General features: G+C 57.0%; 17 protein-coding genes. 9 read left to right on the top strand and 8 right to left on the bottom strand.

Annotated elements, in window-relative coordinates; translation table 11 throughout:
• The first annotated feature begins 15 nt into the window (after positions 1-15).
• The 3 genes from HZS52_RS01505 (at position 16) to ald (ending at position 2,998) form a co-directional block, all read left to right on the top strand.
• A complete protein-coding gene (locus HZS52_RS01505) occupies positions 16-1,206 on the top strand; it encodes a class I SAM-dependent rRNA methyltransferase (protein ID WP_039860875.1) in 1,191 nt (396 codons plus the stop codon).
• A 64-nt stretch (positions 1,207-1,270) separates the two neighbouring features.
• Entirely contained in the window at positions 1,271-1,705 is a 435-nt protein-coding gene (locus tag HZS52_RS01500) for an acyl-CoA thioesterase (RefSeq protein ID WP_009288620.1), read from the top strand.
• A gap of 174 nt (positions 1,706-1,879) precedes the next feature.
• On the top strand, positions 1,880-2,998 hold the full coding sequence (ald, locus tag HZS52_RS01495; RefSeq protein WP_009288621.1) for an alanine dehydrogenase: 1,119 nt from the start codon (positions 1,880-1,882) through the stop codon (positions 2,996-2,998).
• A gap of 60 nt (positions 2,999-3,058) precedes the next feature.
• Here ald and HZS52_RS01490 read toward each other — a convergent pair whose 3' ends face one another.
• The gene (locus HZS52_RS01490; RefSeq protein WP_190374049.1) at positions 3,059-3,307 is read right to left on the bottom strand and encodes a SlyX family protein; all 249 of its coding nucleotides are present in this window, start codon (positions 3,305-3,307) and stop codon (positions 3,059-3,061) included.
• Between the two features lie 112 nt (positions 3,308-3,419).
• Here HZS52_RS01490 and HZS52_RS24685 point away from each other — a divergent pair, with 112 nt between their 5' ends.
• On the top strand, positions 3,420-3,965 hold the full coding sequence (locus HZS52_RS24685; RefSeq protein WP_022520199.1) for a cold-shock protein: 546 nt from the start codon (positions 3,420-3,422) through the stop codon (positions 3,963-3,965).
• Between the two features lie 78 nt (positions 3,966-4,043).
• Here HZS52_RS24685 and HZS52_RS01480 read toward each other — a convergent pair whose 3' ends face one another.
• The 7 genes from HZS52_RS01480 to map form a co-directional block, all read right to left on the bottom strand.
• Positions 4,044-4,433 carry a hypothetical protein gene (locus tag HZS52_RS01480; protein WP_009288622.1) on the bottom strand — a complete coding sequence of 130 codons (390 nt, stop codon included), beginning with the start codon at positions 4,431-4,433 and terminating at the stop codon, positions 4,044-4,046.
• The gene (dapE, locus tag HZS52_RS01475) at positions 4,430-5,602 is read right to left on the bottom strand and encodes a succinyl-diaminopimelate desuccinylase (protein WP_190374048.1); all 1,173 of its coding nucleotides are present in this window, start codon (positions 5,600-5,602) and stop codon (positions 4,430-4,432) included. Before dapE ends, HZS52_RS01480 begins: the two co-directional genes overlap by 4 nt.
• Positions 5,589-6,614: a 2,3,4,5-tetrahydropyridine-2,6-dicarboxylate N-succinyltransferase gene (dapD, locus tag HZS52_RS01470; protein WP_009288624.1), complete on the bottom strand. Its 1,026-nt coding sequence runs from the start codon at positions 6,612-6,614 to the stop codon at positions 5,589-5,591. The genes dapE and dapD overlap by 14 nt, the downstream gene beginning before the upstream one ends.
• Positions 6,615-6,733: 119 nt before the next feature.
• Positions 6,734-7,075 (bottom strand): Spx/MgsR family RNA polymerase-binding regulatory protein, encoded by a 342-nt coding sequence (locus tag HZS52_RS01465; protein ID WP_022520197.1) that lies wholly within the window; start codon positions 7,073-7,075, stop codon positions 6,734-6,736.
• Between the two features lie 41 nt (positions 7,076-7,116).
• Positions 7,117-8,313: a succinyldiaminopimelate transaminase gene (gene dapC, locus HZS52_RS01460; protein ID WP_190374853.1), complete on the bottom strand. Its 1,197-nt coding sequence runs from the start codon at positions 8,311-8,313 to the stop codon at positions 7,117-7,119.
• Between the two features lie 68 nt (positions 8,314-8,381).
• Positions 8,382-11,057: a [protein-PII] uridylyltransferase gene (locus HZS52_RS01455; RefSeq protein ID WP_022520195.1), complete on the bottom strand. Its 2,676-nt coding sequence runs from the start codon at positions 11,055-11,057 to the stop codon at positions 8,382-8,384.
• Complete coding sequence (gene map / locus HZS52_RS01450; protein ID WP_022520194.1) at positions 11,057-11,848, bottom strand: type I methionyl aminopeptidase; 792 nt, start codon at positions 11,846-11,848, stop codon at positions 11,057-11,059. Before map ends, HZS52_RS01455 begins: the two co-directional genes overlap by 1 nt.
• Positions 11,849-11,850: 2 nt before the next feature.
• On the opposite strand from map, the gene HZS52_RS01445 reads away from it, so the two are divergent.
• From HZS52_RS01445 to frr, 5 genes are all read left to right on the top strand, one after another.
• A complete protein-coding gene (locus tag HZS52_RS01445) occupies positions 11,851-12,117 on the top strand; it encodes a hypothetical protein (protein WP_027957764.1) in 267 nt (88 codons plus the stop codon).
• A 63-nt stretch (positions 12,118-12,180) separates the two neighbouring features.
• Complete coding sequence (gene rpsB / locus HZS52_RS01440; protein WP_009288627.1) at positions 12,181-12,930, top strand: 30S ribosomal protein S2; 750 nt, start codon at positions 12,181-12,183, stop codon at positions 12,928-12,930.
• A 228-nt stretch (positions 12,931-13,158) separates the two neighbouring features.
• Positions 13,159-14,028, top strand: a complete 870-nt coding sequence (tsf, locus tag HZS52_RS01435; RefSeq protein WP_009288628.1) for a translation elongation factor Ts — start codon at positions 13,159-13,161, stop codon at positions 14,026-14,028.
• 159 nt (positions 14,029-14,187) lie between these two features.
• Positions 14,188-14,961 carry a UMP kinase gene (gene pyrH / locus HZS52_RS01430; RefSeq protein WP_007111718.1) on the top strand — a complete coding sequence of 258 codons (774 nt, stop codon included), beginning with the start codon at positions 14,188-14,190 and terminating at the stop codon, positions 14,959-14,961.
• A gap of 4 nt (positions 14,962-14,965) precedes the next feature.
• On the top strand, positions 14,966-15,523 hold the full coding sequence (gene frr, locus HZS52_RS01425; protein ID WP_009288629.1) for a ribosome recycling factor: 558 nt from the start codon (positions 14,966-14,968) through the stop codon (positions 15,521-15,523).
• Positions 15,524-15,558: the final 35 nt, after the last annotated feature.

Genomic DNA, 15,558 nt, shown 5'->3' with positions numbered 1-15,558 from the left:
TTTTTGGAGATTGCTGTGACCCAACGCCTGCGCCTGAATAAAAATGCCGACCGCCGTCTTAAAGCGGGCCATCTTTGGATCTACTCCAATGAGGTGGATATCAAAGAGACGCCGCTGAAAAACTTTGCGGCAGGCGAAACCGCACTGGTAGAAGCCTCCAATGGCAAAGTAATGGCCGTCGCGTATGTAAACCCTCATTCGTTAATTGCTGCCCGGATAATGTCTCGTGACCCCGAGATGCGCTTGGATCGTTCGCTGTTTGTACACCGCTTTAATCAAGCGTTGGCACTGCGTCAGCGCCTTTATGCGCAGCCGTTCTACCGCTTGATCCACGGCGAAGGCGACCTGTTGCCAGGTTTGGTGATCGATCGTTTTGGTGATGTCCTCGTCGTGCAACTCAATACCGCGGGTATGCAGGCGCTGGCGGATGAGATTGTCGATGCGCTGGAAAAAGTCATCAAACCGGAGGTGATCGTCTTCCGTAACGATACTGGCGGCCGTCGTCAGGAAGGTCTTGAGGCCCACGTTGACGTCATCAAAGGCACGCTGCCTGACGAAGTGGTGCTCGAAGAGAACGGCGCTCGCTTTGTGGTGCCGGTGCTGAACGGTCAGAAGACCGGCTGGTTCTTTGATCACCGGGTTAATCGCGAGTGGATCAATCGCAATGTGGAAGGTAAGCGCGTGCTGGACGTATTCAGCTACGTAGGCGGTTGGGGCGTGCAGGCGGCTGTTCATGGCGCGAAAGAGGTGATGTGCCTGGACTCTTCAGGCCCGGCGCTGGCTCAAGTGGCGCGCAACGCCGAGCTGAATGGCGTGCAGGAGAAGGTAGCGGTTAGTGAGGGAGATGCATTTGAAGCGTTAGCAGCGTTGAAGGCAGAGGGCGAGGAGTTTGACGTGGTCATTCTTGACCCGCCAGCGTTTATCAAAAAGCGCAAGGACATTCCCAACGGTGAGCGTGCCTACGCCCGCTTGAACCGCGAGGCCATGCGCCTGCTGGGTCGCGATGGTCTGCTGTTGTCTGCGTCCTGCTCCATGCACCTGGCGCCCGAGCGGCTAATGGACGTAGTGCGTGGTGCGGTTCGCCACCAGGATCGTCACGGGCAGGTGATTTTCCAAGGCCACCAAGGGCCTGATCACCCGGTGCATCCGGCTATCCCTGAAACGTCTTACCTGAAGGCGCTGGGTGTGCGTGTGTTCCGCGACTAGTTCAGGTAGCTAGAGTTCAGAGAAGTCAGCGTGTAGGGGAGTAAAGGTACACAGGAGTTAGCCGATGGAGTGGGCGCTGCCCGATCCTTTTGTGATCGATATCCGCGTGGCCGATGAGGCGATCGATGCTTATCAGCACGTCAACAACAGTGAATACCTGCGCTGGGTTGAGCAGATTAGCTGGGCTCACTCGGTCGCGCTCGGCCTCTCTCTTGAGCGTTACCGAGAGCTTGATCGGGCCATGGTGGTTCACCGCCACGAGCTGGATTACCTGGCGCCTGCCTTTGCAGGTGATGAGCTACAGCTGGCTACCTGGATTGTCGATTGTGACGAGCGCTTTAGTTTGACCCGCCGTTTTCAGCTGGTGCGAGTCAAAGACGCTAAAACGTTGCTTTACGCCCGTACACGCTTTGCCTGCGTGGCGCTTTCAACAGGGCGGCCCAAGCGCCTGCCCGAGGAGTATCGGCGTATCTACGGCGGCGCAGTTATTGTGGAGTGACGTAGAACGAAGTGGATTTTTTCGTGTAGAACCGGCAATCGCTAGATTTTTCTCCTAAAAAACGCCTTAACCGGCGTTTTTTTTGTTTTTTGTTTCTGGGGTGGTGGTCAACGTTAGCTGTGCTGTAATTTGCTTAACAACATGACTGACCTTTAAAAGCACAGGAAAAATCCAATGAAAATTGCTGTCCCCAAAGAGATCAAAAATCACGAGTATCGCGTGGCCTTAACCCCTACCGGCGCACGGGAATTAGCCGGGCGCGGCCATCAGGTGAGCATTCAGGCCGGAGCCGGTGAAGGTGCAGGCTTTAGCGATGCTGATTTCCAAGCCGCCGGTGCGCACATAGAAGCAGATGTGGACACTTTGTGGCGCAACGCTGAGTTAATCCTCAAGGTGAAAGAGCCGCAGCCGGACGAGGTAGCGCGACTCGCCCCACAGCATACACTGTTCACCTATCTGCACCTGGCCGCCGAAGAGCCCCTTACCCGTGGGCTGATGGAGAGCGGTGCCACCTGTATCGCCTACGAAACCATTACCGATGCCCGCGGTGGCCTACCGCTGCTGGCGCCTATGAGCACCGTAGCGGGACGAATGGCGGTGCAGGCTGGGGCCCATAGCCTGGAGAAGGCCCAGGGCGGTGCGGGCGTGCTGCTGCCCGGTGTGCCGGGTGTGGCGCCAGGTAAGGTAACCGTGATTGGGGGTGGCGTGGTAGGCGAAAACGCTGCCCGCATGGCGTTAGGGTTAGGCGCGGAAGTTACCATTCTGGATAAGTCGTTAGCGCGGCTTGAAGTGCTGGATGACCGTTACCAGGGGCGCATTAAAACCGTTTACTCCACCGCAGACGCGCTGGAAACGGCCACCCGTGAGTCTGACATGATCATTGGCGCGGTGCTGGTGCCCGGCGCCGCTGCGCCAAAACTAATCACTCGCAGTATGCTGGCTGATATGAAGCCTGGCAGTGTACTGGTCGATGTTGCCATCGATCAGGGCGGCTGTTTTGAAACCAGCAAGCCCACCACCCATGCCGAACCGACCTATATCGTCGATGGGGTGGTGCACTACTGTGTGGCCAATATGCCCGGCGCGGTAGCGCGTACGTCCACCCAGGGGCTGACCAACGCCACGTTGCCCTTTGTACTCGCCCTGGCAGATAAGGGCTGGCAGCAGGCGCTGCATGACGACCCACACTTTCTCCCGGGCCTTAACGTGCACGCGGGGCAAGTCACCTACCAGGCCGTAGCGGATGCCTTTGGGCTGGAAAGTATCGACCCTGCGAGCGTTGTTGGCAGCTAAACTGTTGAAAGCTAGCTGTCGGCGGCTAATTAATTAGTCGCATCCGGGGCTGGCGTTAGTTCAGTAGTGGGGCGGAAGTTCATCCTCGGGGCGCTGGCCGCCCTGGGGTTCGCTTGCCTGGAGTGCCTGGTGCTGCTCACGCAGGCGTTCGCGCATTAGGCCGCTGAGCTGCTCCAGTTTCTCCAGGCGGCGCACCTGTTGTACCACCGCTTGATCCAGGGTATCCAGCCAATGCTCTTGATGGGCTATGCGACTCTCTAAAGATTCAAGACGTTGAGCTAGGTCAACAGGCGATAATTCATGTGTCATGATAACATTGCAGCCTTATGTAGTAGTATGCCGGTGCTATTGGGAATGGGCCTGATAGTGCGGGTATTGTCCTTCGTCTGTTACCCATACAACAAGAGAGCTTTTTTTTTCTATGAACCCAAAAGTTGTGTTTCGCTGTTTCTTAATCAGTGTATTACTTGCCGCCCCCACGCCACTTTTGCTGGCGGGGATTGTTCATTTAACCGATAGTGCCCTCGCCGAGCTGTGGATGGCCGAGTTGGCAATCAGTGGAGTTAGCGGTGTCTATATCGCCGTTGCGATAGGTAGTTTTATTGTTCTGTGTATTGGCACATTAGCGTCTGCCGCTTTTGCGCCCTCGATCGTGGTGGCGTCCGATGCTGTGGTTCGTCCCAAGCCAGCAACGCGCCAACCCCAAGCGGCTGCACCGTTGGACGATGATGAGGAGGAAGACATCATCGATCCTAACGATGGCCGCGAAGAGGGTGAAGTAAAGTGGTTCAATACCAACAAAGGCTACGGTTTTATTACCCGCGATAATGGCGAAGATGTGTTTGTACACTTCCGTGCCATTCGTGGTCGTGGCCCGCGTATGTTGGCAGAAGGCCAAATCGTGCGTTATCACGTGATTAAAAATGAGCGTGGTTTGCAGGCCGACGATGTCAGTATTATTGAGTGAGCCCAACGGCTAGTTAAATTGATCGTTGGATAGTAACGACCCCGCTTCGGCGGGGTCGTTTACGTTTAAAGCGCTCGATTAACGCCCTGAATCGGGCCACTCTATTGCCCCTTCTTTGCCACCGGGCAACACTTGCCAGAAGCGGTCAGGGTCATCACCGGGGTGCCAGCCACCCAGTGAGCAACGTATTTCGGTTTGCAACGCTTCCGCGGCCTGTTGGGCACACTCTTGGTCGGTCATCCACGGCGTGTGGTTGCTATCAAACCATAGGCTGGCAAAGCCATCAGCGGCTTTGTCTACCAGCAATACCGGCACGCAGTCACCCTGGTATTGGCCGCGGGTTTGCCATTTACCTTTGCCTGCGGGGCTCAGCGGTGGCGCGATTAGTGCACTTTTCAACCACTCATTGAGCGCATCAAGCGACACGCTGGCTAGGTAAATCTCTATATCGGGGTAACGCTCCATCATAGGTTTACCTCACCGGAGAAGAGTAGCGCTTGCAGCGTCGCTTCGTAAATCCGGCTTAAGTCGTCCAGATCGCTGGCGCGAACGCGCTCATTGACCTTGTGGATGGTGTCGTTGAGCGGGCCTAGCTCGACCACTTGAGCGCCAAGGGTGGCGATAAAGCGGCCATCCGAGGTGCCGCCGCTGGTAGAGAGCGCCGGGCGCTCGCCGGTCACCGCTTCAACGCCTTTAATGGCGGCGTCAACCAGCGCGCCTTCCGCGGTTAAAAACGGCTCGCCGTTGAGCGTCCAGTCTATCTGATATTCCAATCCATGCTGGTCGAGAATGGTTTCCGTGCGCGCTTTGAGCTCATCAGAGGTCACCTCGGTGGAGAAGCGAAAGTTAAACACCACTTCCACGTCGCCGGGGATCACGTTGGTCGCCCCGGTGCCTGCGCGCAGATTGGAAATCTGAAAGCTGGTGGCGGGAAAAAAGTCGTTGCCCGCGTCCCAGTGCTCGTTGACCAGCGCATCCAGCGCTGGCATGGCCTGGTGGATGGGATTGCGCGCTAAATGCGGATAGGCCACGTGACCCTGCACGCCTTTAATGTGCAGCGTGGCGCCCAGTGAGCCGCGACGACCGTTTTTGATCACATCGCCCAGGCGCGTGGTCGAGGATGGTTCGCCGACAATGCAGTAGTCGAGCCGTTCATTACGCTCGCGCAGGTGCTCGACCACCGCGCGAGTGCCGTCGACTGCCGGGCCCTCTTCATCGGAGGTAATCAGAAAGGCAATACGGCCATCGTGATTCGGGTGGTTGGCCACAAAGCGCTCAACGGCGGTCAGCATTGAGGCCAAGCTGCCTTTCATATCCGCCGCGCCACGTCCGCACAGCATGCCGTCATCATCAATGCAGGGCTCAAACGGTGGGTACTGCCAGTTGGTATAGGGGCCGCTGGGCACCACGTCGGTGTGGCCGGCAAAGGCCACCACCGGGCCGTGATGGCCGCGAACCGCCCAGAAATTCTTTACGTCGCCAAACGGTAGCCGCTCAATATGAAAACCGAGCGCTGCTAAGCGCTCGATCATGAGTTCCTGGCAGCCCTCGTCGTCCGGCGTTACCGAGGCCCGGCTGAGCAGCTCAAAGGCGAGCGTGAGCGTCGGCGACAGTCCTTCAGATTCAGTTGTGGGCATGCAGCGCCTCGTTCAGGGCGATAGCACTTTTATTGGTCAAGCACTCAATGCGGCCATTCTGGGAGTTGCGGCGCCATAGCTGATCGTCTTGCCCGGCCAGCTCGCGGGCGGCAACGGTGTTCACTTCCTGGCCCTGATCATCCAGTAAGGTCACTTTGGAGCCAGCGGTGATATACAGCCCTGCTTCTACCGTGCAGCGGTCACCCAGGGGAATGCCGATGCCTGCGTTGGCGCCGATCAAGCAGCCTTCCCCGACCTTAATGACGATATTGCCACCGCCAGAGAGAGTGCCCATGGTGGAGCAGCCGCCGCCCAAGTCGGAGCCTTTGCCGACCATCACGCCGGCTGAGATGCGACCTTCGATCATGCCGGGGCCTTCGGCGCCCGCATTGAAGTTGACAAAGCCTTCGTGCATGACGGTAGTGCCTTCGCCTAGGTAAGCGCCCAGACGTACGCGGGCGGTGTCGGCAATGCGGATACCGGTAGGCACCACGTAGTCAGTCATTTTGGGGAATTTATCGACACAGTCGACGGACAGCGCGCGGCCCGCCATACGTGCCTTCAAGCGGCGCGTAGGCAGCTCTTCAATGTCGATGGCGCCTTCGTTGGTCCAGGCAATATTGCGCAGAAGGCCAAACATGCCGGTGAGATCAAGACCGTGAGGTTTGACCAAGCGGTGGGACAGCAGATGCAGCTTTAAATACACCTCTGGCGCGGTTTGTGGCGCTTCGTCGCTCTCCAGGAACATCGCGACCAGGGGGCGCTGGCTGGCAGAGAGCGCTTCGGCAAGCTCTGCCTGGGCGGAGTGCCCCGCGGCTTCTAACGCTTTAGCCAGGCGTGTGCAGTCTTCGGGCAAAAAGCTGATGGCGGCGTTGCCTTGGGGGGCATCCAGAGCTTGTTTGGCGGCTTCCACCAGGCTGGCGGGTGGGTTGAGCAGCGGCGCCGGGTAGTAGATTTCCAGCCAGTCGCCCTGGGTGTTTTGGGTGCCGATTCCAAGCGCAAAGCTCAGCATAAGAAGGTGTCCTGTAGTGATAAATAGTGAAGAAAAGCAGGCAAAGCCAAGGTGCCTAGTTGCTTAAGTGCTTAGTTTCTCAAGTATCTAGTTGCTGAAGCACTTAGCCACTTGAGTACTTAGCCGAGCTTGTCGTAATCGCCCTCGCGGTAGCCGACTAAGATAGTGGAGTCGTCTACTTCGAGCAGCGGCCGCTTCAGCAGTGTGGGGTATTTCATCAGTAGCTGGCGGGCCGAGTTGGCGTCGTAATCTTTTTCCTCATCGGAAAGTTCGCGCCAGGTTTTGCTGCGTTTGTTAATGACTTCCACAAGCGGCACGCGATGTAAAATGTGTTCTAGTAGCGCAGCAGATAGACCATCTTTGCGCAGATCGTGGGTTTTATACAGCAGCGCTTTCTCATCTAACGCTTTACGCGCTTTGCGGCAGGTATCGCAGTTATCGATGATATACAGCGTCAGCATACGACCTCCTGAGAATGTTGAACCAGAGAATGTGGAATAAGTTAACCGCGCTCGATGAGATGGCGAATTCGTTGGGCGGCTTCAAGGGTGGGCGCTAGCTCAGCCACCAGCGCTAGGCGCAAACGCCCTGCGCCGGGGTTAACGCCATTTTCACCCCTGCGTCCCATTAGGCTGCCGGGCAGTACGCTAACGTGCTGTTCGGCAAACAGCCTCTGCGTGAAGGCGATATCGTCGCCACCGGGCACCGCAGGCCATAGGTAAAAGCTAGCTTGTGGCGCGGGAAAATCCATGACTGAGGCAAGCACCTGGGTGACCGCGCTAAATTTTTCGCGGTAGGCGTCGCGGTTGGCGCGTACGTGCTGCTCATCCTGCCAGGCGGCGATAGAGGCGTGCTGCAACGGCAGCGACATGGCACAGCCATGGTAAGTGCGGTAGCGCTTAAACGGTGTGAGCAGTGCCGCATCCCCCGCCACAAAGCCCGAGCGCAGGCCCGGCAAGTTGGAGCGCTTGGAGAGCGAGTGAAACACCACGCAGCGCCGGTAATCATCACGGCCCAGCTCGGCGCAGGCTTGCAGCAACCCCGGTGGTGGGGCTGTTTCGTCAAGGTAGAGCTCCGAGTAACACTCGTCCGAGGCGATAATAAAGTCGTGTTCGTCGGCGAGGGCAATCAGCTGCTTAAATTCATCAAGGGACGTGACCGCGCCGGTGGGGTTGCCCGGCGAGCAGATAAAGACGATTTGCACGTCGCGCCACGTCGCGGCGGGCACGGCGTTAACGTCAGGTCGAAAATTGTTCTCAGCGGTACAGTCTAAATAGAGCGGCTCACCGCCTGCCAGCAGCGTCGCACCTTCGTAGATTTGATAAAACGGATTGGGCACCGCGACTTTCGCCGGGCGGGTGCGATCCAACGCCGCCTGCACAAAGGCAAAAATCGCTTCCCGAGTGCCGTTAACGGGCACCACGTGCCGTTCGCTGTCGAGTTCGCGCAGTTGAAAGCGTTGGCTTGCCCAGTTGGCGATGGTTTGGCGGAGCGCTGGCAGGCCATTGGTCGCGGGATAACGGGCCATTTCCAGCTGGTGCGCCACCAGCGCTTCAAGCGCCGCAGGAAAGGGCGCGTGCTGGGGTTCGCCAATGGTCAGCGGAATATGCGCCAAGTCAGCTGGGGGCGTTAATGCGGCCTTCAGCGCGGCCAGCTTTTCAAACGGGTAAGGATGCAGGGCGTCGAGGTCGGCGTTCATGATGTGTCCGTTGGTGGCTGGCGGCGTAAACCGTCGATTATAGGCAAGCCCAGGTGCAGGCTCAAACTTCAAACTCCCAGCACCTCAATCAGACGTTCGCGCAGCTGCTGCTGGCGCTCTGGGTCGGTCAGTGGTTCGCCTGCTTTGGTGGTGATGAAAAAAACGTCTTCTACCCGCTCGCCGAGGGTGGCGATTTTTGCCGCGGAAAGCGAGATATCCTGCTCCATAAAAATCCGCCCCACCCGGGCCAGCAGGCCAGGGCGGTCGGGAGCCGTTAGCTCCAGCAGCGTGCGCTCATTGGCCGGATCCTGCTCAATCAGCACCTCCGTGGGTACCTTGAAATGCTTGAGCTGGCGCGGCGTGTGGCGGGTGACGATATCCGGGTAGTCATCAGGGTCATCAAGCTCTTCCACCAGGTGTCGGCGCATCTCTTCGATGTGGCCTGGGTCACGTATGGGCTGACCATGGCTGTCGAGCACAATAAAGGTGTTGAGCGTCCAATCGTTGTGGGAGGTCGCAATGCGCGCATCGTGAATCGAGAGCCCCAACTGCTCCATGGCAGCGGCGGTAGCAGCGAAAAGGTCGTCCACCGAACGGGTGTGGATAAACACTTTGGTGCCGCCTTCGGACATGTCCGCAGTAGGTGCGCTGATCAACACCAACGGCAGCGGCGACTGGTTGTGATTGAGAATGCCCTGGGTCTGCCAAACGATTTCGCTGGGGGCGTACTGCAGGAAGTAGTCTTCCCCTAGCGATTCCCAAAGATGATCGATTTGCTCACGATTAACGCCGATGGTTTGCAGCAAAGAGCGTGCTTCGGTGCGCGTTTCCCGCACCCAGTCGTCGCGGTCGGGCGGATTATTCAGGCCGCGGCGCAGGGCACGCTTGGTTTCGGCGTACAGCTGGCGCAGCAGCGACGCCCGCCAACCGTTCCACAGCGTGGGGTTAGTGGCATTGATGTCGGCCACGGTGAGCACGTAAAGGTAGTCCAGGCGCGTTTCGTTACGCACGATCAAGGCAAAATCACGAATCACGTCGGGGTCGCTGATATCGCGCTTTTGCGCCGTCATCGACATCAATAGATGGTGCTCAACCAGCCAACTGACCAGGTTCGTGTCGTGGGGCGAGACGTGGTGGCGCTGACAAAAATGCTCAACGTCCCGGGCGCCGATTTCCGAGTGGTCGCCGCCGCGGCCCTTGCCAATGTCGTGAAACAGCCCGGCGATCCACAACAGGTCGAGCTTGGGCAACTGCTGCATCAATGCCACCGCCACTGGAAAGTCACCCTTCGCTTCCGGTTTGCGAAAATTGTGCAGAAATTTGAGCAGCAGCAGGGTGTGGGCATCGACCGTGTAAATGTGGAAAAGGTCGTGCTGCATCAGCCCTATGGCGCGGCCAAATTCGGGCAGGTATTTGCCCAGAATCCCGTAGCGGTTCATGCGCCGCAACTGGCGGGGCACATTGCCGGGGGCGCGCAGAATAGCCATAAAGAGCCGCTGGTGGCGCGGGTCTTCCCGGTAGTGGTCGTCAATCTGGTGGCGATGATCGCGAATTAGTCGGATGGTATCGGCACGCACTCCTTCGATTTCGGGGTGCTTGGCCATCAGTAGGAATAGCTCCAGCATCGCCGCGGGGCGTTCACGGAAAAGTGTCCGCGAGCGAACCTGGATATAGCCGCCTTTGGTTTCAAAGCGCTCGTTGAGTTTGACGGTTTCCAGCGCTTCTTTGCCGCGCAGGATGACCTCGTCAAAGTGCTGCAGCAGCATATCGTTGAGTCCCGCCAGCGCGGTGACGTGCCGGTAATAGCGCTTCATGAACTGCTCAACCGCCAGACGTTCCGGCGTATCGCGAAAGCCAAACATTTCGGCGATGGTGCGCTGGTGGTCAAACAGCAGGCGGTCTTCGGCGCGGTCGGTAAGCATATGCAGGGCATAGCGCACCTGCCACAAGAACGCCTGCCCCTGGCTTAAAATGCGCAGTTCGGCGTCGTTCATAAAGCCGTTGGCGACGATATCGGTGTACTGTTCGGTACCGAAGTGGCGCTTGGCCACCCAGCCGATCATCTGGATGTCGCGCAGCCCGCCGGGGGAGCTTTTGAGGTTCGGCTCTAAGTGGTACTCGGAGTTGTTATAGCGGTAGTGGCGGGAAATCTGCTCCTGCCACTTGGCTTCAAAAAAGCGGTCGGCGGGCCAAATATGTTCGGCGCTGAGGCGTTCGCGCATCGCTTCGCGCAGGCTTTCTGGCCCCGCAATCAGGCGAGATTCGAGTAGGTTGGTAATCACCGTGACATCCGCTTCGGCTTCCCGCTCGCAGTCGCTAAGCGAGCGAACGCTATGACCAATTTCCAGGCCAATATCCCACAAGAAGGTGATAAAGGCGGTCAGCGGTTCACGATAGGCGGTGTCATCGTCCTGCTCCAGTAGCAGCAGCAGATCGATATCCGAGTGGGGGTGTAGCTCACCACGGCCATAGCCGCCTACCGCCACCAGTGCAATACCATCGTCGGGCCACTCATGCTGTGCCCAGGCAATCGCCAGCAACTGATCCAGGTACCAGGCGCGGCCGCGCACAAGGTCGCGAATGTCTGCACCGGCGCGAAACTGGTCGTCCAGGCGCGCCTGTAGCTCGCGCAGCGCGGCCTTGAAGGGTGCCACCGGCGAGCGTGAACCGGCAAGCTCAGTGCGGAAAAGATCCAGGTCGTAAAGCGTGGTGTCCGGCTCAAACCGGTGGTGGTGTAATAGCATCAGTTGGTTAGAAAACTGAAGTCTTCATCGCCACGCGCGGTCAGCACTTCAACGCCGCCCTCGGTCACCAGCAGCGTATGTTCCCACTGCGCTGAAAGGCTGCGGTCTTTAGTGACGGCGGTCCAGCCATCGCGTAGCACCTTGGTTTTATACCCGCCGACGTTAATCATCGGCTCGATGGTAAAGCACATGCCTGCGGCGAGCTTAATGTCGGCATCCGGTGCGTAGCCGTCGTAGTGTAAAAACTGCGGCTCTTCGTGGAATTCGGCGCCGATGCCGTGGCCACAGAAGTCGCGAACGACGGAGTAGCCGTTGCTTTCGGCATGTTTTTGAATCACGCGGGCAAGCTCCGAGAGGCGTACGCCAGGCCTCACCAGCTCGATGCTTTTATACAGGCATTCCTGAGTAATGCGACACAGCCGTTCGCCCTGAATCGTCTCACCCACTACGAACATCACGCTGGAGTCGCCGTGATAGCCGTCGGTGGTCTTAACGGTGATATCCAGGTTCATGATATCGCCATTTTTGAGCTTCTTGGCGTCGTCGGGGATGCCGTGGCACACCACATGGTTGATCGACGTGCAGGTCGCCTTGGGAAAACCATGGTAATTCAGCGGTGCAGGGGTCGAGCCTAGCTCGTTAACAATATACTCATGGCAGAGACGGTCAATTTCCCCCGTGCTAATGCCTGCCTGGATATGGGGGGTGATCATTTCAATCACGCTAGCCGCTTGGCGCCCGGCTTCGCGCATGTGTTCGATTTCAGAAGGCGTCTTGATAGGAACGTTCATGAATGCTCGATATGAATGCAGAATGGAAAATTGAATGGCGCAATTTAAGACCGTCAAACGGGGTGCGACTTCATCTTGGCAATGATCTATGGTATAAAGCCGCGCGCTTTCCTGCAATCGTGATTCCGAGCTTCTTGGCTGGGAAGTACGCAGTAGGGCAGGGCGATGAATCCGCAGCGTGCTCGACTTACGGGCGCGATGCTTACTATCAAGCCTTAAAAACACACATGCACCGGCACATGGTCCCGGGTGCCGCTGGCAGCGTCTAACGTGGTCAACGGTCGGATCCATGGGGTGCGTGGAGGCCTAACCCGAGTTTTAGGAGTTCTACCATGTCTCACGTTAATATGCGTGACCTGCTTAAAGCAGGTGCTCACTTCGGCCACCAGACCAAGTACTGGAACCCGAAGATGAGCAAATTTATCTTCGGTGCGCGCAACAAGATTCACATCATCAACCTTGAGCACACCCTTCCGGCGCTGAACGAAGCGATCGATGTGGTCGAGAAGATGGCGGCATCCAACAACAAAATTTTGTTTGTTGGCACCAAGCGCAGCGCTAGCAAGGTAATTAAAGAAGAAGCTAACCGTGCTGGTCAGCCTTTCGTCAACCATCGCTGGTTGGGCGGCATGTTGACTAACTTCAAGACCATCCGTCAGTCCATTAAGCGTCTGCGTGATCTTGAAACCATGCGCGAAGACGGCACGTTCGAGAAGCTGACCAAGAAAGAAGTCTTGATGGCGACTCGCGAGCAGGACAAACTTGAGCGTTCTATCGGCGGTATCAAGAACATGGGCGGCCTACCGGACGCACTGTTCGTGATCGACGTTGACCACGAGCGCATCGCGATCAACGAAGCCAACAAGCTGGGCATCCCGGTTATCGGCGTGGTGGATACTAACTCCAACCCCGATGGCGTTGACTACGTAATTCCCGGCAACGATGACTCTATCCGCGCTATCCAGATCTATGTAAAAGCGATTGCGGATGCGTGTGGCCGTGCCAAAGAAGCCAACGCTCAAGAGTTTGTTGAAGTGACCGAAGAGGCCGCTGCAGCTGAAGACAACACTGCCGCTGAGTAATCGCAGCAGTGGGTGCGGTGAGCAGGTGTGCCGCATCAAGATAAAGGGGGCTTTGCCCCCTTTTTCCCGCTACAGATGAACTGTCTGCGCGGACGAATTTGCCGGCACTCAATACCGGCCCCGTAATACAGAGAGACATAGGGCAGCGTGATACATGATGGTCATTTATCATGCCTATACTCTGTGTTGCGTCTAACTCTCATAGAACCATTTCAGAGGTGAATTCTCATGGCAGCTATCAGCGCCTCTCAGGTCAAGGAACTTCGCGAACGTACCGGTCTCGGCATGATGGAGTGTAAAAAAGCACTCACCGAAGCCGACGGTGATATCGAAGTTGCGATTGAAAACCTGCGCAAAAGCTCCGGCCTAAAAGCAGCGAAGAAAGCCGATCGTATCGCCGCAGAAGGTGTAGTGGTTACGCGTGTAGCGGAAGACGGCAGCTACGGCGTAATGGTTGAAATCAACTCCGAGACCGACTTTGTTGCTCGTGATGACAACTTCATCGCGTTTGCTGACAAAATCGCCGGTGCTTTCTTCACCGCGAAAAGCGAAGATGTTGCCGCCGTTATGGCTGGCGAACTGGAAACTGCCCGCGAGCAGTTGGTTCAGAAAATCGGTGAGAATATCGGTGTGCGTCGTGCCATCGTAGTGAACGCTGTTGACGGTGGTCTGGTAGGCGAGTACGTCCACGGTGGCCGCATTGGCGTTCTGACCGTGCTAACAGGCGGCAATTCGCAAGTCGCGAAAGACGTTGCAATGCACGTGGCGGCGATCAACCCTGCGGTTGCGCATCCTGCCGATATGCCCCAAGAGCAGTTGGATCAGGAAAAAGCGATTATTCTGGCGCAGCCGGATATGGCCGGTAAGCCGGAGCAGATCGCAGAGAAAATGGTTCAGGGCCGCTTGAAAAAGTACTTGGCAGAAAACAGCCTGACCGAGCAGCCGTTTGTTAAAGACCCGAACCAGACTGTGGCTGAGTACGTGAAAGCCGCAGGCGGCGAAGTGGTAAGCTTCACACGCTTTGAAGTTGGTGAAGGTATCGAGAAAGAAGAAGTCGACTTCGCTAAAGAAGTTATGGAACAGGCTGGCCGTCGCTGAGGTCAGAGGTTTCAGAAAAAAGATGGCGTGCGCGTGAGCGCACGCCTTCGCGTATCCGGCCCCTGTATAACCGGTGTTAGTTAGCCGACCCTGATAACGGGTTTATACAGCGGGGCTGCCCCGCCTGCCTGTTTACAGGTCTGCCTCAGGAGAGATGCCATGTCGCGTGATGTTCAAGAACCTACCCCCCATGTAGCACCCAGCAAGGCTGAGGGTTCGAAGTCAAAATACAAACGTATTTTGCTCAAGCTTTCTGGCGAAGCGCTGATGGGTGAACACGATTTTGGTATTGACCCTAAAGTGCTTGACCGGATGGCGTTGGAGATCGGCCAGCTCGTCGGTATTGGGGTACAGGTAGGCATCGTGATTGGCGGTGGTAACTTGTTTCGCGGTGCGGCGCTCAATGAGGCTGGCATGGATCGCGTCACCGGTGACCATATGGGCATGCTGGCGACCGTAATGAATGCGCTGGCAATGCGTGATGCGCTAGAGCGCTCCAATATCCGCTCGCGCGTGATGTCGGCTATCCCAATGAGCGGCGTTGTAGAGCACTACGACCGTCGCACGGCCATTCGCTACTTAACCTCCGGGGACGTAGTGCTGTTCTCTGCAGGCACAGGCAACCCCTTCTTCACCACCGATTCTGCAGCTTGTTTGCGCGGCATTGAGGTGGACGCCGACGTAGTGATCAAGGCGACCAAAGTCGATGGCGTCTACAATAAAGACCCGGTAAAACATCCGGATGCGGTGAAGTACGACCAGCTCTCTTACGACGACGCCCTGGATCAAAAATTGGGCGTTATGGATTTGACCGCTATCTGCCTGGTACGTGACCATAATATGCCGGTGCGGGTATTTGATATGAATAAGCCTGGCGCCCTACTGAATATGGTCGTAGGGGGCAAGGAAGGCACGCTGATATACAGAGGGTAATGACGTGATCAACGATATTAAGAAAGATGCCGATTCGCGCATGCAAAAAAGCGTTGAGGCGCTGCATAGCAACTTCAATAAAATTCGTACCGGTCGTGCTCACCCGAGCATTTTAGACGCCGTTACCGTGGACTATTACGGCAGCCAGGTACCGCTTAGCCAAGTGGCATCGGTCAACGTTGAGGACGCTCGCACGCTGACGATTGCGCCGTGGGAGCAGGGCATGGTGCAGAAGATCGAAAAGGCCATCATGACCTCTGATCTTGGCTTGAACCCGGCCAGTGCAGGCAACGTGATCCGTGTGCCAATGCCGATGCTCACCGAAGAGACCCGCAAAGGTTATATCAAGCAGGCGCGTAGCGAAGCTGAAAACGCTCGCGTTGCCGTGCGTAACGTACGTCGTGATGCTAACGGTGATTTCAAGTCGTTGTTAAAAGATAAAGAGATTACCGAAGACGATCAGCGTGAAGGCGAAGATGCGATTCAAAAGCTGACCGACAAGTATATTGCTGAGATCGATAAAGCGCTGACTGCAAAAGAGCAGGATCTCATGCAGGTATAAACCTGTGCTTTATTCAGCCGCGGGCAGCTTTGGCT

It is taken from the genome of Vreelandella titanicae (assembly GCF_014697095.1).
GTDB classification, from domain to species: domain Bacteria; phylum Pseudomonadota; class Gammaproteobacteria; order Pseudomonadales; family Halomonadaceae; genus Vreelandella; species Vreelandella titanicae.
This window is presented reverse-complemented; position numbering and strand designations above follow the sequence as displayed.

What these genes read in the sequence shown, in the direction of transcription:
- HZS52_RS01500 (WP_009288620.1), top strand. Translation starts at nt 1,271, where the DNA reads ATGGAGTGGGCGCTGCCCGATCCTTTTGTGATCGATATCCGCGTGGCC.
- ald (WP_009288621.1), top strand. Translation starts at nt 1,880, where the DNA reads ATGAAAATTGCTGTCCCCAAAGAGATCAAAAATCACGAGTATCGCGTG.
- HZS52_RS01490 (WP_190374049.1), bottom strand. Translation starts at nt 3,307, where the DNA reads ATGACACATGAATTATCGCCTGTTGACCTAGCTCAACGTCTTGAATCT.
- HZS52_RS24685 (WP_022520199.1), top strand. Translation starts at nt 3,420, where the DNA reads ATGAACCCAAAAGTTGTGTTTCGCTGTTTCTTAATCAGTGTATTACTT.
- HZS52_RS01480 (WP_009288622.1), bottom strand. Translation starts at nt 4,433, where the DNA reads ATGATGGAGCGTTACCCCGATATAGAGATTTACCTAGCCAGCGTGTCG.
- dapE (WP_190374048.1), bottom strand. Translation starts at nt 5,602, where the DNA reads ATGCCCACAACTGAATCTGAAGGACTGTCGCCGACGCTCACGCTCGCC.
- dapD (WP_009288624.1), bottom strand. Translation starts at nt 6,614, where the DNA reads ATGCTGAGCTTTGCGCTTGGAATCGGCACCCAAAACACCCAGGGCGAC.
- HZS52_RS01465 (WP_022520197.1), bottom strand. Translation starts at nt 7,075, where the DNA reads ATGCTGACGCTGTATATCATCGATAACTGCGATACCTGCCGCAAAGCG.
- dapC (WP_190374853.1), bottom strand. Translation starts at nt 8,313, where the DNA reads ATGAACGCCGACCTCGACGCCCTGCATCCTTACCCGTTTGAAAAGCTG.
- HZS52_RS01455 (WP_022520195.1), bottom strand. Translation starts at nt 11,057, where the DNA reads ATGCTATTACACCACCACCGGTTTGAGCCGGACACCACGCTTTACGAC.
- map (WP_022520194.1), bottom strand. Translation starts at nt 11,848, where the DNA reads ATGAACGTTCCTATCAAGACGCCTTCTGAAATCGAACACATGCGCGAA.
- HZS52_RS01445 (WP_027957764.1), top strand. Translation starts at nt 11,851, where the DNA reads ATGCTCGATATGAATGCAGAATGGAAAATTGAATGGCGCAATTTAAGA.
- rpsB (WP_009288627.1), top strand. Translation starts at nt 12,181, where the DNA reads ATGTCTCACGTTAATATGCGTGACCTGCTTAAAGCAGGTGCTCACTTC.
- tsf (WP_009288628.1), top strand. Translation starts at nt 13,159, where the DNA reads ATGGCAGCTATCAGCGCCTCTCAGGTCAAGGAACTTCGCGAACGTACC.
- pyrH (WP_007111718.1), top strand. Translation starts at nt 14,188, where the DNA reads ATGTCGCGTGATGTTCAAGAACCTACCCCCCATGTAGCACCCAGCAAG.